The sequence below is a fragment of the Bradyrhizobium sp. Kon69 genome (assembly GCF_055807515.1).
Map to the genome: position 1 here is coordinate 1 of NZ_JBVVOS010000049.1, position 25532 is coordinate 25532.

The following is a 25532-nucleotide window of genomic DNA, read 5'->3' on the forward strand; positions in this document are numbered from 1 at the left end:
CCACCGGTAATGCACTTGCGGGGAAGTTGCTAACGAAGTTGCCAAGTTCAATTAAGGCTCGCACCAGGGCGCTCCAATAGATCAAGTTGTTTGGGTGAAAAAGGGGCCCCTTTTTAAAAGGGGCTCAACCTATGCTGAAGCGTCCATTCCGCGTCCTTCGCTGGATCTCGAGTATCGTGTGATGTTTCCGCTAGCCTTGGGGGACTTGCGCGTGATTCTGCACGCGCATGCTAAGTCGCGCGCTCATGCGGGCTCTCTTGCAGGAGAGCTGCAGGTTTTCACGAAGTCATCAATCAGGCGACGACAGGCGGGCTCACTGTCGTACATGAATTCTGGGTGCCACTGTATGCCGATCACAAATGGCCGGCGCGGGGCCTCAATCGCTTCAACGACACCATCGTCGGCGCGCGCGCAAACGACGAATTCAGAAGCAAGCTGCTTGATAGCTTGGTGGTGAAGGCTGTTTACTCGGAAGGACGATGACTGCTCTCCACACAGCCTCCATAGTTGCGTGCCCTGTTCCAGGCGAACCTCGTGGACGGTTTGATCCAATGGCGTACCATCACGATGATCGATCACGTTTGTAAGCTCATCCAGGGTGTGCGGGTAAATTGTGCCTCCCGCCACAACGTTAAGAATCTGCATCCCCCGACAGATGCCGAGAATAGGCATAGTCCGATCGAGCGCTGAACGGGTAAGTGCGAATTCGAAATTGTCGCGTTCCGGAATAAATCGCCGAACGGTCGGGTGCGGAGACGCGCCGTAAAGTTCTGTCGGAAAATCCCCGCCGCCAGTAAGCACAAGACCGGAAATCTGGTCGAGAACAGCTTCCACATCATCGGCTTTGACATACGGCAATATGATTGGAAGCGCGCCGGCTTTCTCGATTGCACGTACATAGTGTGCAGGACTGAAGTAGCCGTTCTTCTCCACGTCGAAGTTGCTGACGATACCTATTACGGATCGCGAGAGTTGAGTCATAGTGGATGATCCTTAGGTACGGAAGAAGAGCTTGCGCTCCATCGCGGTTAGGCGTTCCGGCCCTTGTTCTGTAACCAGCACCGTCTCACTGAAGCCCAAACCGGCTGCCATCATGAGCATATGAAACACCATCCCCGGCTGCAGCACCCATTCCACGCCCGGAACGAACTCGCGTATGAACTCACCTGCAGATGGTCGGTGGTTCAGACCGAGGGAATAGCCCGCGCGATTGGTGTAGGAATCGCGTAACCCCGAGGCTAGGAGGGGAGTGCGGCAAGCGCGGTCGATCACGCCGGCCGGCGTACCCGGGCGCATAAGCGCAATAGCCTCGTCTTGGATGCGGATGATTGTGTCGGCTGCCCTTTGCTGCTCAGCGCTCGGCGAACCGACAATGGCGGTGCGCATGATACGGGCCCAGTATCTTTGATGGTACCCATTGAGCTCAAAATAGACAGGGTCGCCTAGTTCCAAGACCCTGTCTGAACCGCCTCCGTGGATGAGTTTCGTCCGCTCCCCAGACGTGATGATGCCGCCATGGGCTGCTCCTCCAGCATTCATCTGAGCGATATACACGGCGCCAGCAACCTCTCGCTCCCTGACGCCAGGCGCGATGGTGTTGATACCGGCTCGCATGGCCGCCTCAGCTTGGAGAGCAGCACCGCGCAAATATTCAATCTCTTGCGGTGATTTGATCAAGCGCAGGTGGTCAACGATACGAGGTTCTGGAACCAATGTTGCCTTCGGCAGCAGCGCCTGCAGCATCTTCCATCGTTCCACCGTCAAGAACCATGAGTGTTCATCCACACCGACGCGCCCACCTGCGAACCCGAGATCATCGAGGGCTCTGCGCGACGCGTCGAGCCAAACGGGCAGAGGATCAGCAGCGTCCGCGTAGACTGTGTGGCTCTTGACCCAGGATGTGCTGTGCGCCGTCGGCACCTCCACGTCCCGCACAATAAGCACAGGGTCGCCCTGGCTGGGAACCGCTAAGGCGTGATATGAAAAGTAACCGATCTGATCGAGACCGCTCAGATAATTGATATTTTCCGGTTGGTGAAGGAGAATAACAGGGAGGTCATGCTTTCGCATTTCCTCCTGAGTGCGCTTAAGGCGCGCTCGGTATTCCTCGGCAGAAAAGTCCAAAGTCAGAGTTGCAGTTTCAGCCACAGTGTTAGTCTCCTTCATTTCTTCACTGCTTCTTGCAGCGTAATGTTTCGGTCCCCCGCTCGGCGCACGAATCCGATCCCGCCGTAAACAATGACGGTGAGCGCGATCAGAAGACTTGAAACCGCAGCAATCGTGGGGGTGATCTCTTCCCGAATTCCCGACCACATCTTGATCGGGAGGGTCATAGTGTTTGGTCCGCTCAGGAACAGGGAGAAAATGAATTCGTCGAATGATCCCAAGAAGGCAAAGAACCCAGCCACGATCAACGCCGGACGAATAAGCGGGAGCACAATCAGCCAAATCGTAACGATGCGTGGAGCCCCCAGACTCGCGGCAGCATGTTCAAGGCGCACGTTTTGGGCCTGTAGGCTCGCGGCGACAATGATCACCACCAGCGGGACGGCGCCGATACTGTGCGCTATGACCAGTCCGGCAGACGTATTGACGAGATGCAGTCGTGCAAAGAGGAAATAGACTGCTAACGCACTAATGATCCCAGGCACGATCATCGGCGCGAGCAAGAGCTGGTAGCCGATGCGGCGCATTCGCGGACTGCCCCGCACGATGGCCATCGCCGCAGCTGTTCCTATGGCGAGGCTAATGAGCGCCGTCGGCACGCCAACAGCTAGGCTTTGCAACGTCGCCGCAGTCCACGATCCGCTGGTTAAATAAGCTTCATACCACTGCAATGAGAAGCCTGGAGGAGGAAAGTCTAGGAAGCGGGAAGAGCTGAACGATATTGGGACGATGATAAGGATCGGACTAATGAGGAACATAGCCACCGCCAATCCGACGCCATAAAACACCGTTTTTCCAGCGGCCGCGCCCACATAATTCCAACCCCTTTGTACCACGGCGGGGACTTGACCGCCGAGAGCGCGTATGACCTTGGTAAGCGCGTCGATGAACTGAACGTAGGCACTTGTTGAACGAGTTGCAGTTGAGCCCGTTGAAAGACCAGCTCCGTGTTGCGAAGCCAGGAGCCGTTCGGTACCGACAAAGTGGTTTGAGATGGTATATAGAACTAGTGTGATCGCGAGCAGCACGGTAGCGGCCGTGGCCGCAAGCGGCCAATTAAGTGTCTCGTTCGCATAAGTGTTAATCTGCATAGGCAGTAAGACTGTATTGGGGCCCCCAAGTAGCGCGGGCGTGAGGTAGAACCCAAGTGCGAACACGAAGACCAGGAGCCCGACCGCGATCACGCCCGGCGCGCTCAAAGGAAGGAAGACACGCAAGAAGTTTTGGGCCGCGGAGGCTCCTAGCGAGGCGGCAGCGCGCGTCAGATTGGACGGGATGCCTCTCATCACGCTGGTGAGCACCAGCACGGTAAACGGCATGAGGATGTAGACCATCGCGACTAGTACGCTGAACTGATTATAGATGAGATTGACAGGTCGTTCGGTCAGGCCAAGCGCCAGTAATAGCTGATTGACGACACCAAATCGTCCGAGGAGTACCATCCAAGCGTAGGTACGCACGAGATAACTCGTAAAAAAGGGCAACACCACTGCAAGCAGTAGCACGCCGGCGATCCACGGACGGGCTGAGACGATCCAATACGCTAGCGGATATCCCAGCAGAAGGCAGATCAGGGTAACTTCGATCGCGAGCGCGAACGTGCGGGAGAGAATGATCCAGTTCGTCGGGTTACCCAAGAACTCATGAAAGTGCGCCAAGGTGGGGCCCGGATCGAACAGGCTGAGAGAGAGGACGCCCGCGAGCGGAACGAAGAAAAATAGCCCGAGCAACAGCGCCGCCGGAGCAAGCAACAACGAAGCTTCGCGATTGTGGAGCGGCCATGCAATGGCCTCTCTTAACCTATGGTACAGAGTACCCATCTAACGCACCAGCCATTTGGTCCAGCGCTCGATGAGCACTTCGGCATTGGTTTTTCCGAATGCCGATTGGGCTCCCCAAAATGCTAGGTTTGTGAAGAATTGTTTCTCCAGGTTCGCAGGCGCCGTGGGCAGCTGGGGAGCGATCTTCGGGTCGATGTACTTGAAGGCAGCTCGATTGAACGGACCGTAAAAGATCAGGTTGTTCAGGCGCGCTTGGGCCTGCGCGGTTGCCTGGTAAGCCACAAACCGCATGGCCGCGGCCCGGTTCTTTGTGCCCTTCGGTACGACCCAGTAGAGCGGGTTAAGCTGCCCTTCGTTCCATTGGTAATCAACACCAGCGCTCTGGTTCTTGAGGACTTGCACGCGGCCATTCCACACCGACGATATCGCGACCTGGCGGTCAGACAGGAGCTGACCTGGTTCGGCCCCGACTGTCCAAAATTTCGTTATGTGCGGTTTGATGCGCTCGAGCGACGCGAATGCTTTGTCAAAGTCGATGGGGTACAGCTCTGCCTTTGGTACCCCGGCAGCCAACAACGCAAATTCAACCGTGGCAGGAGCTGCGCTCTGAAGCGACCGTGGCCCCGGAAACTTGCTGGCATCCCAAAACGCCGCCCATGAGCTCGGGCGGGGCTTGTTGGCTGGGTACTCGGCGGTCGAAAAGCCCATCACGCTGCTGTAGACGTATGACCCCACCGCGTATTTCGTCTTCGCTTCAGGCACAAGATTGTCCAGCGTTTCCTTGTCGAACGCCTCGTAATCAATTTCTTCTACGTACCTGGCCGAATCCGGTCTAAACGCGGGGGACGCCAGCTCCAACACATCCCACTGGACGTTGTTGCTGTCGACCTGAGCCTTTAGTCTCGCCTCGTCGGCTGGAGACACATACGTCACCTTAATGCCCGTCTCGTTCTGGAAAGGCTCAATAACGGCCTTGCGGAAGGCCTCCTCATACGACCCCCCACCGGAAACCACGACTAGCGTTGACGCTTGCGCCTTCAAAATCCCCGGAGAGCCTAGCGTGAACGCTGCCCCACCCGCTGCGGTGCTCAAGCGCTTGAGCGCCTGCCGTCGGGACAACCGACTTGGGTAGTACGTCATGAACTCTCTCCCTTATGAAGGCAGGATTGACATGCGATTTGGAGCCGTGGTGACGGGCGACAGAGCCGGCCGGGCCTCGTGGTCCTCGACAACACCTTGGCTTGCGGATTTCGCCTCCTCGCAAAGAAGTCGCCCATCACGCGCGTCCCACCCAATTCTCACCAGCTCGTTGACTTGTAATCGCGGGGAGCAGGCATGGCGCGGCGCCGCCACAGTGAGAAGCACCGATGGAGCAGCGCGCAAGCGGACACGACATTTGACGACATTTCCGCAGTAGACAGCCTCTTCGACTACGCCATCGAATTCGTTGTCAGCGCGCGCGCCAGCGCCAAGAGGAACAATCTTCTCGGGTCGAATCATGAGGGTCACCGCACCCGGGTCACATTGGAAACCCTGCCACGTCGAACGAACCTGCAGGCCAGCGACATCGAGGACCGCACCTTGCCCCCCTTTTTCAACGAGATGAGCATCGAGGAAATTGGATTCACCAATGAAGCTCGCAACAAAGCGGGTTCGCGGCGTCTCATATATTTCTTCTGGCGTCCCGATCTGTTCGACCCTCCCCTCATTCATCACCACGATCCGATCGGACATTGTGAGCGCTTCGCCCTGGTCGTGCGTGACGAAGACTACTGTTGTCCCGAGAGATTTCTGCAGACGCTTCAATTCGAGCTGCATGTGCTCTCGAAGCTGCTTGTCGAGCGCAGCGAGCGGTTCATCCATAAGAATTACACCTGGACGGAACACAAGCGCACGGGCTAATGCAACGCGCTGCTGCTGGCCACCAGACAGCTCATGAGGCATGCGCCCCTCGTAATGACTGAGCTGAACAAGATTGAGCGCTTCGGCGACACCGGCAAGAAGCTCGGGGCCGGACAATCCGCGCATTTTCAGGGCAAATGCCACGTTTTCGAAAACGGAGAGATGGGGAAACAAGGCGTAGTTTTGGAACACGACCCCGATATTGCGCCTGTGCACTGGCAGCCCAGTTACGGAACGAGCACCGATAGAGATCTCGCCAGCGGTTGGGGTCTCGAAACCTGCAACCATCATCAATGTCGTCGTTTTGCCGGAGCCGCTCGGCCCAAGAAACGAGACGAACTCGCCAGCCCCGACCTCAACCGAGACATTATCAACCGCTTGCACGCCGCCGTACTGCTTACAAAGTCGCTCCAATCGCAGCGGCTCGCCGGACATACTCTCCTCCCAAGGCCATTGCAAATAATGCAATTGTGTTGCATAAAGTGACAGGTGTATGAACGCCTGTCAAGCGAAGCAAGGGTATTTCGATGAATTCTGCCAAACGTCCCCCAAGCGACCGAACCGTCGGAGAGGTTACGACCGTCCAGCGCGCGTTGAATTTGCTAAGGGTTGTCGGTGCGAGTGAAAAGCCGATCGGCGTGAACGAGATTGCGCGCCGGCTAGGAAAGCATGTCAGTGCCGTTTCCAGGACACTGGCGACTCTTGAACACAATCGATTTGTCGAGCGCGACGAAGAGACTGGCCGGTTTGTGCTCGGAGTTGAGCTTATCGCGCTCGCGAGCAGGCTTCTTTCTGAACTCGATGTGGTCAGGGTAGCGCGACCCTATCTCGAAGAACTTGCCGAGAGCACAAGGGAAACGGCCTCGCTCAGTCTTTGGAACAAGACAGAGGCAATCAACATCGAGCATGTACTTGGCCCCGGGTCGATAAAGCACGTCGCAGCACCCGGGCGTCGCAACCCGGCCCACTGTACGGCTACTGGAAAAGCCATACTGTCGCAAATGCCCAGCACCACTCTGGAAGAGGTTTTGGCGCTCGGCCTTGAATCCTATACGGACCGTACGATCACTGATGCGAGCGCGCTTGAACGCGAGCTGTGCAGCATTCGCGAGAGAGGATACGCGCTCAACGTTGGAGAGTTCATTCCCGAGATTGCCTCGATCGCGGCAGTCGTTCTCGACCGGAGGGGACGAGTTGCGGCCGCAATTGCGATCACGATGCCGGTATTTCATTTTAGTCAGCAAAGCGAACGGCAGCTGGCGCCTCTTGTCGTGAATGCGGCGGCGACTGTCTCGCAGCGTCTAGGATATCGTGGTGCACATCCGGTATCATCGGCCACCTCCGAACTTGCGTAGGTGCGAGGACCAATTTCGCTATCGTAGTAGCCGATCGCGAACACACGCACGGCGACGGGCGGTCTGAGGAGGAGATCACCAAGCTCCCCAATACTGTGACCGGACCGTCTTCAAGGTAGGGCCTGTCTTCAGTTTGGGGATTCCCAAGTCACGATTGGGTGATTCATGGGTGGTCGGCTTTTGGAGAGCCGGCCGATGCGACGCTACGCATTCGCGAGCAGCGGGATCGGATCAAAGATTTTCTGCCGGGACGCGAGGCCATGTTGGCGGTACCGCAGCCGACAATCGATTCTTCGTCGATGCAGTTCTGTACCGATACCTGGCTGGAATCCCTTGGCGCGATCTGCCAGAGCCTTTCGGGAACTGGAAGGTCGCCTATCCGCGTTTCAGCCGACGGGCGAAGAGTGGCGTTTTCGAGCATCAAGCTGTTGGCGAGTGATCACGACAACGAATAGGATAATGATTGACGCCACGATCGTGCGTGCTCATCAACACAGTGCCGGCGCGCAAAAAAAACGGCGACCAAGCGATCGGCCGGTCGCGCCGTGGACTGAGCACTAAAATTTACGCCCTCGTCGATGCGCTGGGCAATCCCGTGGAGTTGATGCTTTCGCCAGGACAAGCCGGCGATCTCACCTGTGCAGAGCCTCGGCTTGAGAATTTCGATCCGGACATGGCCTAAGACGCTGACGTCTTCATCAAAGCACTCGCCGAGAGGCAAATCACCCCAGTCATTCCGTCCCACCCCGACGGCGCATTCCATCCCCGCGTGATTTCGCCCTCTATTGCAAGCGCAACCTCATCGACCGCTTCTTCAACAAACGTCGCAGCACGTTAACGACAAGCTCGCCAGAAATCTTCTCGGTGGCGTCCACCTGGCCTCGACTATCATCCTGCTCAGCTGAAAACAGGCTCTAGCGCGTGAGAGTGGTCCCGGCGCGCTGCAGCACATTCGCGCAGGAGACTGCCTCCAACCGGGAAACCACGGGACCATCACAGAGTTAGAGTGCTCTACGCTGCCCGCGTTCTCAGATAGGAAAGACAGAAAGCTACGAACTGTACGCAAAGTGTCCAGAGTAGTCGCATGCTGCCGTGGGAATAGAACGTTTGGCGCGACAGAAGAGGAGCGGGAGTCAGCTATTACCGTCAACCGTCGCAGAACGAAGAATATGGTCCCCGAATCCGCGGAAAAGCTCTGAGCCTTCTGTAGGCCGTCCGAGTGTCTCAACGAAGCAGCAAAGCGTTCCCGACCTTCGACTGGGTCCTTGCTGAGCTCGTTAGCAAGTGGAAGCCCTGGAACGGGGCAGGGATCAATCGACTTTTAAATCTTGCATGCTCAATGACAAAAGCTAGAGCAGCTCGACGCCCGGAAACGGCAAAAACTGAACCGCCCCGGGTTTGCCGGAGTCCAACTACTGAGAGGATGAAGCCATGACAAGCAAGACGACGAACAAGTTTTCTCCCAAGGTCCGAAGCCGTGCGGTTCGGTGGTTCTGGATCAGGCGGGCGAGCACCCATGGTTGGGCCGCAGTGACTTCGAGCGACTCCGGGTTGACGTCGGATCATTCCATTTCGTTCGAGGGTGACGACCATCTGGTTGACCGAAGGCGGGCTGACGCGGAAGTGGTGCTGCATGTCGGTTTCGGCTGGAGGCCGGCGGACCATGTGCGAATAGACGTAAATGCAAGCCAGATACTGGCCTTGCTAGTCGGTGAAGCTTTGCCGGCCCGTATGACGGCCGTCGCCTGATTTTTGACTCATCTGCCGATCCGCCCGGGCTTCCGACAAAGGAGGCTGCAATGAATGTACGGTATCGGGCCGAGTTGAGCCAAGCCGAACGCGAATGAACTCACCGCGATGTTGAGCAAAGCCAAGCGCGCCGTTCGCAAGCTCAGCGGGTGCAGATTCTGCTGACGGCCAATGCCGGGCGCAGCGACGAGGAGATTGCTTGGGCCGGTGGCAGTGAGCTGCTCCACCGTATACCGGACCACGCGGCGTTTCGTGGAAGGCGATCTGGAACGGGCGCTAAGCGAGGAGCCACGTCCTGGAGCTGAGCGCAAGCTCACCGGCAAGGAGGAAGGCCTGCTGGTGGCAACGGCCTGCGCGCCCCCTCCGCAGGGCCGCGCGCGGTGGACCCTGGACTTACGGGCCGATGCCATGGTCACGCTTACCAATCACGCCAGCCTATCAGGCGAGAGCGTTCGCCGACGGCAAGCCGAAAGCGGCCTTAAGCCCTGGCGCAAGGACATGTGGTGCATTCCGCGTCACACGACGAATATGTCCCCTGCATCGAAGACGGTCTCGACCCGAAATACCTGATGCGAAGCGCCCGGTGGTTTGCTTCGATGAAAGCCGGGTCCAGCTCATCGGCGAGGTGCGCAAGCCCATCCCACCCGAGCCGGGGCAACTCGAACGCTTCGACTACGAGTACCGCCGCACCGTTACCGTCAATCTCTTCGTCGACGTCAATCAGCCGTGGCGCAAGGTCAAGCTCACGGAGCGGCGCACCGCCGAAGATTCGCCCGATGCAGGCGCGAACTCGTCGATGTTCATTATCCCGACGCCGAGTGCATCCGCGTCGTGCAGGACAACCTGTCGACCCACTTGGCCGGCGCCCTCTATCAAGCTTTCCCGACCACCTAAGCCAAACGCATTCTGCGCCGCCTTGAGTTCCAGTATACCCCAAAACACGCCACGACCAGCCCCCGATTATGAATTCAGCAGATCGAGGATGTATCTGACGGTGAGCTTCGTCGTCGGGATGATGACCTCATCGGACGCTCCGAATGTGGGCGTATGCAGTTGCGACTCGTTACCCGGTGCGCGACTGCCAAACATGAAGTAGATCGACGGCACGCATGCCGAGTAGAAGCCGAAATCGTCGCTGCCCGTTCCCCGCTTCATCTCAATGAAGGAGTCGTCGCCCGTCATTTCCTGGACAACCCGCCGAAACCGCTTTACCATTTCAACATCGTTAGTGATGGCGGGCTCGCCCTTGTGAATGATACACTCGGCCCGACCGCGGTGCATTGCAGTGACGCCTTCCGCCACTTCGCGCACTCGCTGGCACAGCAGCGCGCGGCGTTCCGAGCTGTGGGTCCTGATCGTCCCCTCCATCACGACCGATGGGCAGATGATGTTGGTGGCCATGCCGCCCTGGATAGTGCCGATGGTGACAATTGCGGCGTCATCGGGTGGCATTTCGCGCGATACCACCTTCTGCACCTCGTTGATGAAGGCGCCGGCGATGGCGATGGCGTCGACGCCCTGGTGCGGCGATGCGCCGTGCGCCATCTTGCCCTCGATCGTAAGCTTGAACTGGTCGGCGGATTGGGTCACCGCGCCTTCGGCAGCGCCAAACTTGCCAGCAAGTGTTCCGGGACTGACGTGGAAGCCGACGGCGCGATGGAAGCCATCCAACAAGTTTTCCTCGATCACTGTGCGTCCGCCGAGCGGCTCCGCTTCCTCGGCCGGCTGGAAGAAGACGCGCACCTTGCCCGCGAAATTGTTACGCATGCGGTGGAAGGCAAGCGCAGTGCCCAGCGCGATCGAACCATGCATGTCGTGACCGCAGGCATGCATGACGCCGTTGACCCGCGAGCGATACGGCAGGTCTTCGCGCGTCTCCTGGATTGGCAGCGCATCGATGTCGCCCCGCACCGCGATCGACCGCTTGGGACCCGAACCGGTGCCTTCGATGTCGCAATACAGCCCGGTTCTGTGGAAATCCTTGGCGCTATTGAGTCCGAAGCGTTGCAATACGTCTCGGATACGCTGCTGGGTCTTCCATTCTGCATTGGACAACTCAGGCTCGCTATGCATGGCATGCCGCAGCTCGATCAGCGCGTCGCTCTCGGGATCCGATAGAAAGCTGGTACTGAGTGCGTTCATCGGCTTGAACCTTTTCACATCCGCGCTGCCTAACCAGGCCTGCCACCACAAGAAAAGCTACACACCTTTAAGATAGGAGAAGAAAGGCGGAATAGCTGCCAAATGGCTAAAGTGAACATACCCGCAAGCGACCAACGCGCCTTCTTCACCGGCCCGACGGCTACGTTTTCGTATCGCCGGGCAGCGTTCAAGTCAGGCCCTAGGGACCCTCTGGGATCAGGCCGCAGCCTGTTCGATCGGGGAGAATGGCAGGCCGAGGCTCTCGGCCACGGCCTTACAAGTGAGCCGTCCCCGATAGACATTCAGACCTGCGCGCAGATGCGGATTTTCGAGCACAGCCGCAAATCCCTTGTTAGCGAGGGCCAAGCCAAATGGAAGCGTGGCGTTATTCAGCGCTTGGCTTGAGGTCAGCGGGACAGCCCCAGGCATATTGGCGACGCAGTAATGAATGACGCCATCTACCTCGTAAGTTGGAGCCGCGTGCGTCGTCGGACGCGAAGTCTCGAAGCATCCGCCCTGATCAATAGCTACATCCACGATCACGGAGCCTTTGCGCATCGAGCTCAACATGCCGCGACTGACAAGTTTCGGCGCGCTCGCGCCAGGAACGAGAACCGCGCCAATGACGACGTCCGCCGCGAATACCTCCTCTTCAACAGAGTCAATTGTCGAGAATCTGGTACGAACCCGCCCCTCGAACAGTTCATCCAGCTCGCGAAGCCGGGGTATCGAACGGTCGAGCATCGTGACGTCGGCGCCCAAGCCCGCCGCCATCCGTGCAGCGTGCGTGCCGACAACGCCGCCTCCGACTACCACGATACGAGCCGGTTGGACACCGGGCACCCCACCGATCAACAGTCCCCGACCGCCCGCATAACGTTTCAACGCCGCACCGGCTGCTTCAATCGCGAGCCTGCCCGCGACCTCGCTCATCGGCGCAAGCAGCGGAAGCCCACCACGCGCATCAGTAACGGTTTCGTAGGCAATTGCGGTGCACCCAGACTTCATAAGACCCTTCGCCTGCTCCAGGTCTGGCGCCAGATGAAGATACGTGAAGAGGATCTGGTTCTCTCGGAGCTGCGTCCATTCCGAAGGCTGGGGCTCCTTGACCTTTATGATCATCTCGCTCCATGTGAACACCTCGCGAGCAGAGCCTGCAATCGTTGCGCCAGCCTTGCGATAATTTTCATCAGTAGCGCCGATGCCAACGCCGGCGTTGGTCTCGACCAGCACGCCGTGGCCGGCGGCTACGTATTCGCGGACGGCTCCCGGCGTAAGACCCACGCGGTATTCGTGGGACTTGATTTCCTTGGGAACACCGATCTTCATTTGCGATCTCCTTGAGGCTGCTTTTAATCGGAAAAGCAGTTCGGCCTGCCACGTAGATGGCCAAATCTCAGGGAAATTCACCAATCTTTCGGGTAATCATGCAGGATTCCAAACGGATAAAAGTTTGAGATCTAGAGGAAGCCTAAAGCCTCACAACTTAGCAAAGACCGCAGAATCAATCCGGCCAGCCCCGGCTTGTCGAGGTTGCAGCTAACCTGGGCCCAGCATACTTGGATGCAAGTTTTCCGGGCAGCCCGCTCAGAACGCGTTCGTTCGCCTTATCAATCACCGAGGACACCGTGTGGTCATCCGCGCTGCATCGAGCCTTTCAAAAACTCGCCGACCGGCTCGCCGAAAGCACAGATCGTGACTCTGCCCAGCAGGGCATGGCAGATATCGCTGAGGCGCTGAATCTATCTTACTTCGCCTATCTTGTGCTCTCCGATAAGCCGGGCGGCCCTCCAAACCTAATCTCGACGTATCCACAATCGTGGACAGCACACTACCTTCGACACAAGTATGAATCCGTTGATCCCGTGGTGCGTCGGGCAATCCGAGATAGTCAGCCATTTAAATGGGGGCTGGAATTTGGCCCGCCCATCCGATCGGAACGGGAGCGCGAGTTATTTGAAGAGGCTGCTAAATTCGGCATCCGTTATGGATTCACACTTCCAATCCACCATGACAACGGTCCGCTCGCCGCGCTGAGCTTTGCGACCGACGACCGTCGCACCAATTTTGAGCGCTCGGTACTCAAACATGCCCAGAACCTGCGACTAATCGCTACGTTCTTCCATGCACATGCAAGGCGTTTCTGGACCGCCGATCGCATGGTTGGCGGTGTGGTGCTGTCTCCCCGAGAGCTCGAATGCCTTGAATGGTCTTCGCGCGGCAAATCTGCTGGCGACATCGGGATTATTCTCGGCATGTCCGAGCGTACCGCGTGCTTTCACCTGGATAACGCCCGAGCGAAGCTCGGCGTTGGCTCGCTTCGTCAAGCCGTCGTCCTATTGACCGAGGCAAAGTTTCGAAGATAGAGCGCCGCCTCGCCATAGACACCTGTGTGACTGCACAGGATGCGCCAGCCTCGACTTCTCTGCTTCGTTTGACGAGCAAAGCAGGGAGGCAAGAATGATGCAGCTCATCACCCCAGATTATTACGGCGAGTTCCTCGATGATCTCGCCGAGATGCATCGGCTGAGGTATCGTGTTTTCAAACAGCGCCTGGAATGGGACGTCGGGGTCAGCGGCGACATGGAGGTCGACGAGTTTGATGTCCTTCGGCCGGTGCATCTACTGAACCGCTCAAGCAATGCATGTCTTCAGGGTTGCGTCCGGCTTCTGCCTTCAACCGGCCCAACCATGTTGAGAGACACCTTCCCAATCCTTCTGGACGGGCAGCCCGCGCCACGAGGCGATCGGATCTGGGAGAGCAGCCGATTTGCGCTCGATGTTCCGTCGGATGCACCGAAGGCTAAGGGCGGACTTGCTGCTGCCACTTACGAGTTGTTTGCGGGCATGATTGAGTTCGGCCTTTCCATCGAGTTGACCGAAATCGTCACTGTCACCGACGCCCGAATGGAGCGCATTCTTCGGCGCGCAGGCTGGCCCCTCCGCCCGATCGGAAAAGCTCGTCCTCTCGGAAACACCACGGCCATTGCTGGATACCTCGAGGTCTCGCCCGATGCGTTGCATCGCATCCGCAAAGCGGGACACATCTCAGGTCCGGTGCTCTGGGCGCCAGTCATCCGAGCGGCCGCCTAGGATCTGGAAGCAAGTACAATCGGGGCATCGCTGCACATTGGAGCGGAAAACCTATCTGCTTAAGACTTACGATGCACAAACCACGTCGATCAAGACCCTCCCTTCATGCCAGCAAGGCGATCGAGCTGAAACACCTGAGATCGGCTGTTGCTGCGGCCGATTGCGGCAGCTTCCGCGGAGCCGCGGAGTTGTTGAGGTCGCAACAATCGAGTCTCAGCCGAAGAATCGATGAAATCGAGCACCACTTGGGCATCGCAATCTTCGAGCGCTATAGCGGAGGCGTGCGACCGACGCAGGCCGGCCGCGACGTGCTTCGCCTGGCCAGGAGCATTCTGGAAGAATTCGACGCGCTCCTCGCCACCGCGATATCTGTCCATAACAGCGAAACCGGCCGTCTGACCGTCGGCTTCTGCACCTCACTTTCGGCAGGCAATCTGCAAACCTCGCTACTCGCGTTCAAAGAGCGATTCCCGCAGATCGAACTTGTGACGGTCGAACGATCACGGACGCGTTTGGCCGCGGCGCTTCGAAACGGCGCGCTCGATGTGCTGATCGTGACAGGGAGGCTCCCATTGTTGAACACCGAAGAAATGCCGCTTTGGAGCGAGCGTGTTCTGGTGGCCTTGCCCCATGATCATCCGCTCGCCATGCGAGAGACTGTGTGCTGGGCTGAGCTGCGCGGCGAAACAGTGCTACTCAGCCACTATGACCCGGGAAAGGAGCTCGAAGATCTTCTGATTTCCAAGCTCCTCTCGCCCGAGGATCGCCCCAAGATCGAGCGCCACGACGTCAGTCGTGGCATCATCAAGAGTCTAATCAGCATGAGCACGGGCTTAAGCCTGGTGCTCGAGTCCGATATGGGGGCAAATTCTGCGGGCCTTGTGTACCGAGAGCTACGCGATGGCGATGGGCCCAGCCGCTTCGACTTTTCGGCCTCTTGGCGCCCCGACAATGAAAACCCGGCCCTGCGGGAATTCCTGAAGCTGCTCACAGCGCGCTACCGTTCGCCTCCGATTGGAGGCTGACGAGCTCGGCGAGCTTTCCGAAAGCTCCTGTCCGCAGCCATGAACCGCGCCAGCATGGGTGCAATGAGTTTGGATGGATCCTGGATTGGCTGGCCGGTCTCCTGGGCGAGGATTTCAGCGTAGGACACTAGATCGCGGTGCACGCTCGCAGGTAGTTCGTGTGTCACCTTGATGGGTTTATCGTCTTCGATGGCTCCGAGTTTGAGTTTTGACATCGTCCTCATCCTCTGTACGGTTCGAGCACCAGGTCACGGTTGACGATCACCCGCAGGGGAAATCCCGGACGAATCGTCAAGGTCGGCTGGATGTTGAGATTGCGGCGGACCACCTGCTGGCCCGTCTGGTTCATCGAGTCCCCCGCCCCGCGGCGGAGCGCAGCGATGAGGTCGCTGTTGGTACTACCCGTATCCGATCCGGAATTCACCTCGGTGCCGACGGCGAGCAGCGTCGACAGCGCAGCGGCCCCCAACAGCTCTTTCCAATGGTTGTCGACCTCATCCTCAAGCCCAGAGTAGCCCGCGACGTCCGCGCCCGGCTGCCGCTCCAGGACGATCGACCGTCCATTTGGCATGATGAGGCGCGTCCACACCAGGAGCACGCGCGATTGGCCAAATGCGACTTGGCTATCATACGTCCCGATCAGCCGGGCTCCTTGCGGAATAAGGCGAGCTCGCCCGGTAGGGGAATCGTATACCGCTTCTGTGACTTGGGCCGTGATCTGCCCAGGCAGATCGGACCGAATCCCCGTGATAAGAGCGGCCGGAATGACCGTTCCGGCCTGGACCACAAAGGGAGAGACCGGTCTTGCCAAGCGATCGGGGCTGGTGGTTCGACGGTCAACGGAAGCACTGACGAACGCAAGTTTTCGATCCTGGCCATTCTGGGCAAATGCTTCGTCAGATGATGGCGCTGCATTTGATGGGGCGTCACTTGGCGATGTGACAGGGGCCTGTGCGCGGACGTTCGTGCTGGCAAACACCTTGCTGGTGCGTGCCGCCTCGCTCTCCTGATTGACCCGCTGCTGTTCAGCGTCAACACCGAGCGGGCTCGGCGTCGAAGAGCCCTGTGCTGCAACGATCGGCCGACCAAGATCGCCGGGTAAAGGTGGTCCAAGACGCGGCACCTCCTTCGGGATCTCAGTGTAATCCTTCGGCAAGTTTGCAAGCTGATCGGCGACATTGTGGTGATCGGTCGCGTAAAGCTCCTCGGCGGCCGGGGCACGTGATCGCTTCTCCTGCAGAGCCCAGAACACCGCACCAGAGATGAGCACCAGAAAAAGGGCGCTGCCACCCGCAAGCACCTTGCGCGATAGGCGCGTAACTTGCGTCCGTTCCGGCCGGAGCCGAAGGGTTTCGGCGATATCTTCCGGCGGCTTAACCCGGGGAGCGTCCTTGGGTGTGTCATTCGGCCGGCCAGTCTCTGTCACAGCGATCTCCCGTCGGTTCGGACGATTCTGACCTTCTGCTGGTGCTCCTCGCCCAGCCTCAGTTCCGCGGCCGCGAACAGCCGGTCGACGATCAGCACATTGCCGTAAGCGCGATAGTTGACGAGCTCGGTCTTGCCATCGAGCCCGATCACGAACAGCGGCGGCATCTCGCCCTGGCCGACGCCGGGCGAAAACTCGATGTAGACCTTGCGGCCATCGTCATAGGCATTGACAGGACGCCACGGCGGGCTGTCTCCCTCGATGGCGTAGCGGTAACGGCGCTGCGCCTGGTCCGGGATGACGGGTGTGGGCGGCAGAGCTCGACCACGCGCGGCCCGATCCTCCGGATAGAACCACGCGACCTGTGGCATGTAGGGCTTTTCCCGGGAGCGCAGTTCCATCAGGTAAGTGCGGCGATCGGTGTTGATGACGAGATTGGTCTCAATCGCCGGACGTGTCGGCTTCACCATGATGTGCACACGTCGCGTGTCGCCGCTGCCGCTCTCGGTGTCGCCGACCACCCAGCGGGCGGTGTCACCGGCGGCGACCGGTCCCGAGCCGATCAGCTGCTCGCCGGGCTCCAGCGCAATGTCCGTGATCTGCCCCGGCGCGGCATAGATTTGATAAAGAGCGCCCGGACTATACGCAAACACCTGTACCGCATTGAAGTAGCCAGCCTTTCGCGGCTGCACACGTGCGGCGTCATTCGCGATCTCAATCCGTTCGACGGGTTCTTTGGCTTCCGCGTTCCTGCCGCCGCGCGCCGCCTTCCAGGCCGGCGGGACATGCAGCGGGCGCGGCCGATCGTCGGCGAGCGCCGGCAGATCTGGAGCTGGCGGGACATCGCTATCGTAACTGATTTGCGGCGGCTTGAACGTGGTGCACCCGCCAAGCGTGGCCACACCAATAACGAGAGCCAGAGCCAGGCTCGGGCGGCCCCTCTGTGACGCAATAACGAGACCTGACGGCATTGCTAACCCAGCTCCTTCGACCAGTTGATGGCGTTGACGTAAATGCCAAGCGGATTCTTGCGCAGGCGATCGAGATCGCGAGGCATCTCAACGATGATGCTGACAATCGCGCTCCACCGCTCGGTTGCGGCCAGCTGACCGTTGTCGTAGCGCCGCTCCACCCAGGCCAGGCGAAAGCTCTCAGGGGACGCCCGAATGACGCTCGAGACCTCGATCGCAATTTGCGTCTTGCCGAGCTTGGCGAAGGGATCGTTGTTGCGGGCGTAGTCATTCAGTGCGGCCGCGCCGCGATCGGTTGTAAAGTCGTAGGCGCGGAGCCAGTTTTCGCGAAGGACGATGGCGTCCATCGGCAGGCCGCGCACATGCTCGATGAAGCGCGCCAGGTGAAAGGCTACTTGCGGGTCGGTCGGTTGATAGCTGGCGTTTGCCGGAGCAACTGCCTTGGCTTCGCCCAACTGATCAACCTCAACCACCCAGGGCGTGATCGTCCCGTGAGCGGATTGCCAGACCAGGGCGCCGGCGAAACCAGCGGATAAGAAGAGGGAGCCAAAGGCCATCAGGCGCCAGTTCTTGGCCTGCACGCGCGCAGACCCAATGCGGTCATCCCAGACCTGAGATGCGCGTTGATAGGGGGTGACGGCTTCCGGCGTGCGGCCATAGTGAACGGCCGATCGTTTGAACATTGTTTGACCTCAAGAGATGGCGGGGAACCGAATTAGAAAGAAAGGAGGCGTCAGTGATCCTCTTGCGAGAGGTCGACAGATCCGCCGCCACCGCCGTGATCACCCGAACGGATCGCGTGGGTTGCCGCTGATGCGCCATGACTGATCGTCTGTGCCCTCTTCATGCGCCGAACCCAGGCGGGCGCACTGTCGGAAGCTCTCGAGGAATCCCCTTCCCCCTTACCGGCATCGCTCGCCGGTCCACCAAGACCAGCTGCGACCGAACGCAAGGGACTTGCAGCACCGGACGCGCTCGCCTCGGAGCCGGACTGACTCCCCGCGCGAAACACGCTCATGGTGCCGCTTGCAATCGCGCTTCCACCGCGTGCGGCACCTGCAATCGCTCCGCCGGCAAGGCCGGCAGCGCCGGCCGCAAGGCCAGCGCCAGCCGCAACGACTCCACCGGCGGCAAGTCCCGTCCCGACGGCGCTACCTGCGCCGAGCTGCGGACCTCCGGAGACGATGCCATTGGCAATCCCAGGTCCGAAAATGCCGAGGCCCAACAAGGCGAGAGCGCCGAGCACCAGCGCCATCGCGTTCTCGATGGTCGGCTGATTGCCGCCGAAACCTGCCGTGAACTGCGAGAATAAGGTCGATCCGATGCCGACGATGACGGCGAGGACCAAAACCTTGATGCCGGAGGACATGACGTTGCCCAGCACCCGTTCGGCCGCAAAGGCGGTCTTGCCGAACAGACCGAAGGGGATCAGGACGAAACCTGCAAGCGTCGTCAGCTTGAACTCGATCAGCGTGACGAAGAGCTGGATGGCGAGAATAAAGAAGGCCAGCAGCACCACGATCCAGGCGAACAGCAGGACCGCGATCTGGACGAAATTTTCGAAAAAGCTGACATAGCCCATCAGCCCCGAGACGGAGTCAAGGATCGGACGGCCGGCATCGAGCCCCACTTGCGCGATTCGACCTGGCCGCAAGAAATCTGCCGATGAAAGGCTCGTGCCCGAGGCCTTGAGGCCAAGACCAGCAAAGCTCTCGAAGACGATGCGCGCGAGGCTGTTCCAATTGCCGATCAGGTAGGCAAAGACACCGACAAACAAGGTTTTCTTGACCAGCCGGGCAAGAATCTCCTCATCACTTCCGAGGGACCAGAACAGGCCCGCAAGCGTGAGGTCGATTGCAGCTAACGTCGTGGCGAGATAGCCGACTTCGCCCCCGACCAGGCCAAATCCGGAATCGATGTAGCGGGTGAAGGTTTCCAGAAACTGGTCGATGACGGAGGTGCCGCCCATTGCTCACTCGCTTTGGCTTGGAATGGAGGGTGAGAGAGAGGGGAGGCGGCTTTCGTCCTTACGCGGCACAGGCGAGGAAGATGGCGCCGTGCCCACCACGCTCAAACCGTTTACCGATCCGCTTTTCCCCAAGAACTGGCTGCGCCGTTCCGCCCAGATCCTCTGGCATTCGAGCAGAGCCTCTCGCTGCTCGTAGATGACGGTGCGGCATTGCTCGAGCTTTGCCGCCGTCGGATCGGGCTTCGCAGCGTGCGAGGCGGAAGATTGGGTCGCGCTTTCGTCGCCGCGCAGGCGAATGGCGCAGGCGGCGACGACCAGGACTGTGAGGCCAAGTGCCACCGCCATCGGCAGCCGTTCAAATCTGCTCTTCATCATCAGTGGAACATCTGCACGGTTGTCGATTGATAGCCCTGACCTTGGGTCAGAAAGCGCCGCAACTGCTCTCTCCCCTGATCCTGGGCACTTGCTCTTTGCGCAGCTTCGAGCGTTTGTGCGCGCCCCTGCGCGGCCACGGTCGCGGTGAGATCAGCAAGCTGCTGAGCTTGCAGTGCAAGGAGCTGGTTGCCGGCCTGACGTGCCTGCAGAGCACCAGACGCGCCCTGGCTCGCCGTGACCAGGGCCGACATCTGGGTGCGGTTGGTATCGAGATTGCCGACGACGGTCGCCTGCACCCGCATGGCGTCCTGCAGGCCGGCAACCGCATTCTGCCAGCGTGTCTGGGCATTGGCGACGAGAAGCCCATTGGACATGCTCGCGGATGTCGGCGCATAAGTTGTTGAGAACGCGCGATCGATCTGCTGGACATCGTAGGAAATGCGCTGCGCTTGACTGAGCAGCTGCTGGGTGCGCTGAATCGATTGCTCGAGCTGCTGCAAGGACGAGTACGGCAGGCTCGCCAGGTTCTTCGCCTGATTGATCAACATCTGCGCTTCGTTTTGCAGCGAGGTGATCTGGTTGTTGATCTGCTGCAGCTCGCGCGCGGCCGTCAGCACATTCTGCACGTAGTTGTTAGGATCGAACACGATCCACTGTGCCTTCCCTTCCCGGGCCCTTTGCGCCACGGCAATGGCGATGACACTCGCTACGAGGAGCGGACGGAGACGGTTCATGACAAGCCTCCTCCCTTGGCAAGCTGCGGAATGAGATTGCAGGCCCAGCCGAGGTCGCGCGCCTTGAGCCAGCCGGCGACGAAATCGTCTAGCCCGTGCTCCTCAAGAACCCGCTCGATGAGAGCCTGGTCGGTCTTGGAAGACGCGGCCGCAAAAGCCAGCGCGATCTCACCAAGGCCGAGCTCGAATAGCCGGTTGCCCCGGCGCGACTGGCAGTAGTAGTCGCGCTTTGGCGTCGCGCGGGCGAGAATCTCGATCTGCCGGTCATTTAGTCCAAAGCGCCGGTAGATGCCTAAGATCTGCGGCTCGATGGCGCGGTCATTGGGAAGAAGGATCCGGGTTGGACAGCTCTCGATGATGGCGGACGCGATTGCGGAACCGTCGATATCGGCCAGCGACTGGGTCGCAAACACGACGGAGACGTTCTTCTTGCGCAGCGTCTTCAGCCATTCGCGGAGTTTGCCGGCAAAATCGGCATCGTCCAGCGCAAGCCAGCCCTCATCGATGATGAGCAGGGTCGGACGGCCGTCGAACCGATCCTCAATCCGGTGGAACAAATAGGAAAGAACCGCCGGCGCGACACCGGTCCCGATCAACCCGTCGGTCTCAAAAACCTGGACGGAGCCCTCTCCCAGCCGCTCACCTTCCGCATCCAGCAGCCGCTCAAATGGACCGCCGAGGCAATAGGGTTGCAGCGCGCGCTTCAACGCATTGGATTGCAGAAGAACGGACAAGCCAGTGAGCGTCCGCTCCCCAACTGGCGCCGAGGCGAGCGAGGTCAAGGCCGACCAGACATGATCCTTGGTCTCGGGCGTGACCTCGATGCGCTCGCGCGCAAGGATCGATGCGATCCAATCGGCTGCCCAACCGCGTTCACCGGTCTCCTCGATCCGCGCAAGCGGCTGGAGCGCCACGAATTCTGCCGAGTCTCCACCAACGGCGCCGCCGAGATCATGCCAGTCGCCACCCATGGCGATCGCCGCCGCACGGATCGACCCACCGAAATCAAAGGCAAAGATCTGGGCTTCCGGATATCGCCGGAACTGCAGCGCCATCAGCGCGAGCAGCACCGATTTTCCGGCGCCGGTCGGGCCAACGATCAGAGTGTGTCCGACATCGCCGACATGCAGCGAGAACCGGAAAGGGGTCGATCCTTCCGTCTTGCCGAAGAACAGCGGAGGCGCCTTGAGATGGTGATCCCTCGCCTCTCCCGCCCAGACCGCAGAGAGCGGGATCATGTGGGCGAGGTTCAACGTCGAGACCGGAGGCTGGCGGACATTGGCGTAGGTTTGTCCCGGCAGGCTGCCGAGCCAGGCTTCGACGGCATTCACCGTCTCGACCATGCAGGTGAAGTCCCGGCCCTGGATCACCTTTTCGACCAGGCGGAGCTTTTCGTCCGCCGCCTGCGGATCCCTGTCCCAGACCGTGACGGTTGCCGTCACAAAGCCCTCTCCAATCTGATCCGAGCCGAGCTCCTGGAGCGCGTGATCTGCATCCATCGCCTTGTTGTGGGCGTCGGTGTCCAGAAGCGTGGACGCCTCGTTCGTCATCACCTCCTTCAGGATCGCCGCAATCGACTTGCGCTTGGCAAACCACTGCCGCCTGATCTTGGTCAGGAGCTTTAGGGCATCGGTCTTGTCGAGCATGATCGCCCGGGTCGACCAGCGGTACGGGAACGCCAGCCGGTTCAGATCATCGAGGATCCCGGGCGTCGTCGCCGTCGGGAACCCCACGACGGTCAGGACACGCACATGCGCGTCACCCAGCATCGGCTCAAGCCCGCCTGTCAGCGGCTGATCGGCAAGCAGCGCGTCGAGATACATCGGGATTTCCGGCACCCGAACGCGATGCCGCTTGGTCGAGACCGTCGAGTGCAGGTAGGTGAGTGTTGCCTCGTCATCGAGCCAGCCGCATTCCGGCATAAAGCACTCAACGAGCTGCAGCACGCGGTTGGTCCGGTCGATGAAGCCACTCAGCACCTCGCGCGCATCCGCCCCGGGGCCGCGATGGCTGCCCTCGTACAGGAGACGCTCGGCCACAGCTGCACTTTCTGCCGGCGGCAGATAAAGGAAGCTCAGGTAGTAGCTCGATTCATAATGGCTGCCGGCCTCCTCGAATTGCGCTTTGCGCTCGGCGTCCACCAAGGCGGATGCGACATCCGGGAATGTGTCGGGCGGATAGCGCCCTGCCGAATGCCGTTGCGCCTCGACGAAGATGGCCCAGCCCGATCCGAGACGCCGGAGCGCGTTGTTCAGCCGGCTTGCGACCGCAACAAGCTCAGCCGGCACGGAACTATCAAGATCCGGCCCTCTAAACCGCGCCGTCCGCTGAAACGAGCCATCCTTGTTCAATACAATTCCCTCGTCTACGAGCGCGGCCCAGGGGAGGAAGTCGGCAAGGCGCGTATTCGAGCGGCGGTATTCGGCAAGATTCATCATGGGACTATTCTCAAGCGCTGAGGTGACCAGGAACACGAACGTGCCGGCGCCCGACTTCGACGAATTCCGGATCGCGTTTTGCGGCCCAGACCGCGGCCATGTGGCCGATGAACGCCAGCAGAAGGCCGGCCAGCCACAAGCGCAGACCGAGGCCGAGTGCTGCAGCCAATGTGCCGTTGAGAATGGCAACCGATCGCGGTGCCCCGCCCATCAGGATCGGCTCGGTCAGCGCACGGTGGACAGGGGCGACAAAGCCCGGGACTGGCTCATCCATCAGATCACCACCCCGCCGCCGAACGAGAAGAACGACAGGAAGAAGCTGGAGGCGGCAAATGCGATCGACAGACCAAACACGATCTGGATCAGCCGCCGGAAGCCGCCCGACGTGTCACCGAATGCGAGCGAGAGACCGGTCACAATAATGATGATGACCGCGATGATCTTGGCCACGGGTCCTTCGACCGATTGCAGGATCTGGTTGAGGGGCTGCTCCCAGGGCATGTTCGAGCCGGCGGCCCAGGCCGGCACGCTGGCCAGATACAGACAAGCGAATGCCGCGACTGACGTGAAACCTCGCCCGAGAGAGGATGGTGCGTTCATGACTGATCTCCGATTTTCGAAAGGCTGTAGTCGCCTGATGGTCCAAGCCCGGTGACAGAAGCGAGTTCGCTCAAACGTCGTTCGGCACCACGGCCAGAGAGCACGGCGATGACGTTGACGGTCTCGGCGATCAGTGCGCGCGGGACCGTGACGACGGCCTCCTGGGTGAGCTGCTCGAGCCGGCGGAGCGCGCCAAGCGCGGTGCCGGCGTGGATCGTGCCGATTCCGCCGGGATGTCCCGTCCCCCAGGCCTTGAGCAGGTCGAGCGCCTCGGCCCCGCGCACCTCGCCAATCGGGATACGATCAGGGCGCAGACGAAGTGACGAGCGCACAAGTTCGGACAGCGAGATGACACCATCCTTGGTCCGTAGCGCCACGAAGTTCGGTGCCCTGCACTGAAGCTCCCGCGTATCTTCAATGAGAACGACGCGATCCGAACCTTTAGCCACTTCCGCCAGAAGCGCATTCGTCAGCGTCGTCTTGCCAGTTGAGGTGCCGCCGGCGACCAGGATGTTCTTTCGCGCGGCAACCGCGTCACGTAGCGCGTTCGCCTGCGCCGAGTCCATGATGCCGGCAGCGACATAGTCGTCCAGGCCGAAGACAGCGACCGCGGGTTTGCGGATCGCGAAGGCGGGCGCTGCAACCACCGGCGGCAGCACGCCTTCGAAGCGTTCCCCGGTCTCCGGCAGCTCGGCCGAGATCCGCGGCGAGCCGGGATGAACTTCCGCCCCCACGTAGTGCGCGACCAGCCGGACAATTCTCTCGCCGTCAGCCGCGGATAGACTCTCGCCGGTATTACTAAGGCCACTCGACAGCCGGTCGACCCACAGCCGGCCGTCGGGGTTAAGCATCACCTCGACGACGGAGGGATCTTCAAGAAAGCCTGCGATCGCGGCTCCGAGCGCTGTACGAAGCATGCGTGCCCCGCGCAGCTCGGCTTCCGAATGAAATGAATGGATTGCCACGACTGCCCCCGTGCTTGAGGTCGCTGAACATCAGCGGCCTTGCGTAGGGACAAGTAGAAAAAGCAGAACCGAGGTAATCGCAACAAGAGCGTTAGCCGGTTCGTACTCTGGCGTAGGAGAAGAAAAGATAGGAAAGAATGCTTGCGAGGCTTTGATGACGCGGAATCACGCCTGGCCTTCCGCGTGTCCCACGCCAAAGAAAACGCCTCAAAAAGCAACACCGGCCGGAGTTTTATAGCTACGGCCGGTGTTTTAGCGCGTTTTACTTGCCGAGTTCGGCGGTCAGCTCCGGAACCGCCTGGTAGAGGTCGGCGACCAGGCCGTAATCAGCGACCTGGAAGATCGGCGCGTCCTCGTCCTTGTTGATCGCGACGATCACTTTGGAGTCCTTCATGCCGGCCAGATGCTGGATCGCGCCGGAAATGCCGACCGCGACATAGAGCTCGGGGGCCACGACCTTGCCGGTCTGGCCGACCTGCCAGTCGTTCGGCGCATAGCCCGCATCCACCGCCGCGCGCGAAGCTCCGACGCCAGCCCCGAGCTTGTCGGCGAGCGGCTCGATGTACTTTGCGAAGTTCTCGCGGCTCTGCATGGCGCGGCCACCGGAGACGATGATCTTGGCCGAGGTCAGCTCGGGACGGTCACTCTTCGCGACCTCCTCGCCGACAAAGGACGACAGGCCCGGATCGGCCGCCGCCGCGACGCTCTCGACCGACGCGCTGCCGCCTTCACCCGCTGCGGCGAAGGTGGAGGTGCGCACCGTAATGACCTTCTTGGCGTCCTTCGACTTCACCGTCTGGATGGCGTTGCCGGCGTAGATCGGACGCTCATAGGTGTCGGG

23 protein-coding genes and 2 pseudogenes are annotated in these 25532 nt (G+C 60.1%); 6 read left to right on the forward strand and 19 right to left on the reverse strand.

Annotated elements, in window-relative coordinates; all coding sequences use genetic code 11:
- Positions 1 to 243 precede the first annotated feature (243 nt).
- Genes AC0L3U_RS36835 through AC0L3U_RS36855 form a run of 5 tightly spaced genes read right to left on the reverse strand, consistent with a single transcriptional unit; the run spans position 244 to position 6284 of the window.
- Entirely contained in the window at positions 244 to 981 is a 738-nt protein-coding gene (locus AC0L3U_RS36835; RefSeq protein ID WP_259219335.1) for a gamma-glutamyl-gamma-aminobutyrate hydrolase family protein, read from the reverse strand.
- Between the two features lie 12 nt (positions 982 to 993).
- Positions 994 to 2148: a M24 family metallopeptidase gene (locus AC0L3U_RS36840; protein WP_259219334.1), complete on the reverse strand. Its 1155-nt coding sequence runs from the start codon at positions 2146 to 2148 to the stop codon at positions 994 to 996.
- A gap of 14 nt (positions 2149 to 2162) precedes the next feature.
- A complete protein-coding gene (locus AC0L3U_RS36845; protein WP_259219333.1) occupies positions 2163 to 3986 on the reverse strand; it encodes an ABC transporter permease subunit in 1824 nt (607 codons plus the stop codon).
- Positions 3987 to 5087 (reverse strand): ABC transporter substrate-binding protein, encoded by a 1101-nt coding sequence (locus AC0L3U_RS36850; protein ID WP_259219332.1) that lies wholly within the window; start codon positions 5085 to 5087, stop codon positions 3987 to 3989.
- A gap of 12 nt (positions 5088 to 5099) precedes the next feature.
- A complete protein-coding gene (locus AC0L3U_RS36855) occupies positions 5100 to 6284 on the reverse strand; it encodes an ABC transporter ATP-binding protein (protein WP_473364869.1) in 1185 nt (394 codons plus the stop codon).
- 92 nt (positions 6285 to 6376) lie between these two features.
- Between AC0L3U_RS36855 and AC0L3U_RS36860 the strand changes: the two genes are divergently transcribed.
- From AC0L3U_RS36860 to AC0L3U_RS36870, 3 genes and pseudogenes are all read left to right on the forward strand, one after another.
- Positions 6377 to 7204: an IclR family transcriptional regulator gene (locus AC0L3U_RS36860; RefSeq protein ID WP_259219330.1), complete on the forward strand. Its 828-nt coding sequence runs from the start codon at positions 6377 to 6379 to the stop codon at positions 7202 to 7204.
- A 195-nt stretch (positions 7205 to 7399) separates the two neighbouring features.
- Positions 7400 to 8109: pseudogene (locus AC0L3U_RS36865) on the forward strand (IS5 family transposase).
- 894 nt (positions 8110 to 9003) lie between these two features.
- Positions 9004 to 9844 (forward strand): annotated as a pseudogene (locus tag AC0L3U_RS36870) (IS630 family transposase); the annotation flags it as partial.
- Between the two features lie 69 nt (positions 9845 to 9913).
- Here the strand turns inward: AC0L3U_RS36870 and AC0L3U_RS36875 are convergent.
- Complete coding sequence (locus AC0L3U_RS36875) at positions 9914 to 11095, reverse strand: M20 metallopeptidase family protein (protein WP_259219329.1); 1182 nt, start codon at positions 11093 to 11095, stop codon at positions 9914 to 9916.
- A 216-nt stretch (positions 11096 to 11311) separates the two neighbouring features.
- Entirely contained in the window at positions 11312 to 12424 is a 1113-nt protein-coding gene (gene ald, locus AC0L3U_RS36880; RefSeq protein WP_259219327.1) for an alanine dehydrogenase, read from the reverse strand.
- Positions 12425 to 12738: 314 nt separating this feature from the next.
- Here ald and AC0L3U_RS36885 point away from each other — a divergent pair, with 314 nt between their 5' ends.
- The 3 genes from AC0L3U_RS36885 to AC0L3U_RS36895 all read left to right on the forward strand — a co-directional run bounded on the left by AC0L3U_RS36885 (position 12739) and on the right by AC0L3U_RS36895 (position 15213).
- Complete coding sequence (locus AC0L3U_RS36885; protein WP_445432989.1) at positions 12739 to 13461, forward strand: helix-turn-helix transcriptional regulator; 723 nt, start codon at positions 12739 to 12741, stop codon at positions 13459 to 13461.
- Positions 13462 to 13555: 94 nt separating this feature from the next.
- Positions 13556 to 14188, forward strand: a complete 633-nt coding sequence (locus AC0L3U_RS36890; RefSeq protein ID WP_259219325.1) for an acyl-homoserine-lactone synthase — start codon at positions 13556 to 13558, stop codon at positions 14186 to 14188.
- A 71-nt stretch (positions 14189 to 14259) separates the two neighbouring features.
- Entirely contained in the window at positions 14260 to 15213 is a 954-nt protein-coding gene (locus tag AC0L3U_RS36895; RefSeq protein WP_259219324.1) for a LysR family transcriptional regulator, read from the forward strand.
- Here the strand turns inward: AC0L3U_RS36895 and AC0L3U_RS36900 are convergent.
- The 12 genes from AC0L3U_RS36900 to AC0L3U_RS36955 form a co-directional block, all read right to left on the reverse strand.
- Positions 15186 to 15428: a DUF2274 domain-containing protein gene (locus AC0L3U_RS36900; protein WP_259219323.1), complete on the reverse strand. Its 243-nt coding sequence runs from the start codon at positions 15426 to 15428 to the stop codon at positions 15186 to 15188. The genes AC0L3U_RS36895 and AC0L3U_RS36900 overlap by 28 nt on opposite strands.
- Before the next feature lie 5 nt (positions 15429 to 15433).
- The gene (locus AC0L3U_RS36905) at positions 15434 to 16639 is read right to left on the reverse strand and encodes a TraB/TrbI/VirB10 family type IV secretion system protein (RefSeq protein WP_259219322.1); all 1206 of its coding nucleotides are present in this window, start codon (positions 16637 to 16639) and stop codon (positions 15434 to 15436) included.
- The gene (gene trbG, locus AC0L3U_RS36910; RefSeq protein ID WP_259219321.1) at positions 16636 to 17610 is read right to left on the reverse strand and encodes a P-type conjugative transfer protein TrbG; all 975 of its coding nucleotides are present in this window, start codon (positions 17608 to 17610) and stop codon (positions 16636 to 16638) included. The genes AC0L3U_RS36905 and trbG overlap by 4 nt, the downstream gene beginning before the upstream one ends.
- A 2-nt stretch (positions 17611 to 17612) precedes the next feature.
- Positions 17613 to 18293 (reverse strand): conjugal transfer protein TrbF, encoded by a 681-nt coding sequence (gene trbF, locus AC0L3U_RS36915; protein ID WP_259219320.1) that lies wholly within the window; start codon positions 18291 to 18293, stop codon positions 17613 to 17615.
- A 50-nt stretch (positions 18294 to 18343) separates the two neighbouring features.
- Positions 18344 to 19579 carry a P-type conjugative transfer protein TrbL gene (gene trbL / locus AC0L3U_RS36920; RefSeq protein WP_259219319.1) on the reverse strand — a complete coding sequence of 412 codons (1236 nt, stop codon included), beginning with the start codon at positions 19577 to 19579 and terminating at the stop codon, positions 18344 to 18346.
- 3 nt (positions 19580 to 19582) lie between these two features.
- Positions 19583 to 19954, reverse strand: coding sequence for a putative entry exclusion protein TrbK-alt (trbK-alt, locus tag AC0L3U_RS36925; protein WP_259219318.1), 372 nt, complete (start codon positions 19952 to 19954; stop codon positions 19583 to 19585).
- Complete coding sequence (gene trbJ / locus AC0L3U_RS36930) at positions 19954 to 20688, reverse strand: P-type conjugative transfer protein TrbJ (RefSeq protein WP_259219317.1); 735 nt, start codon at positions 20686 to 20688, stop codon at positions 19954 to 19956. The genes trbK-alt and trbJ overlap by 1 nt, the downstream gene beginning before the upstream one ends.
- Positions 20685 to 23126 (reverse strand): conjugal transfer protein TrbE, encoded by a 2442-nt coding sequence (gene trbE / locus AC0L3U_RS36935; RefSeq protein WP_259219373.1) that lies wholly within the window; start codon positions 23124 to 23126, stop codon positions 20685 to 20687. The genes trbJ and trbE overlap by 4 nt, the downstream gene beginning before the upstream one ends.
- Positions 23127 to 23136: 10 nt before the next feature.
- Positions 23137 to 23400, reverse strand: a complete 264-nt coding sequence (locus AC0L3U_RS36940) for a VirB3 family type IV secretion system protein (protein ID WP_259219316.1) — start codon at positions 23398 to 23400, stop codon at positions 23137 to 23139.
- Entirely contained in the window at positions 23400 to 23726 is a 327-nt protein-coding gene (locus tag AC0L3U_RS36945; protein ID WP_259219315.1) for a TrbC/VirB2 family type IV secretion system protein, read from the reverse strand. Before AC0L3U_RS36945 ends, AC0L3U_RS36940 begins: the two co-directional genes overlap by 1 nt.
- Positions 23723 to 24643: a P-type conjugative transfer ATPase TrbB gene (gene trbB, locus AC0L3U_RS36950; protein ID WP_259219314.1), complete on the reverse strand. Its 921-nt coding sequence runs from the start codon at positions 24641 to 24643 to the stop codon at positions 23723 to 23725. Before trbB ends, AC0L3U_RS36945 begins: the two co-directional genes overlap by 4 nt.
- 310 nt (positions 24644 to 24953) lie before the next feature.
- Positions 24954 to 25532, reverse strand: a 579-nt coding sequence (locus AC0L3U_RS36955; RefSeq protein WP_473364870.1) for an electron transfer flavoprotein subunit alpha/FixB family protein, incomplete at its 5' end; no start/stop codon positions are given.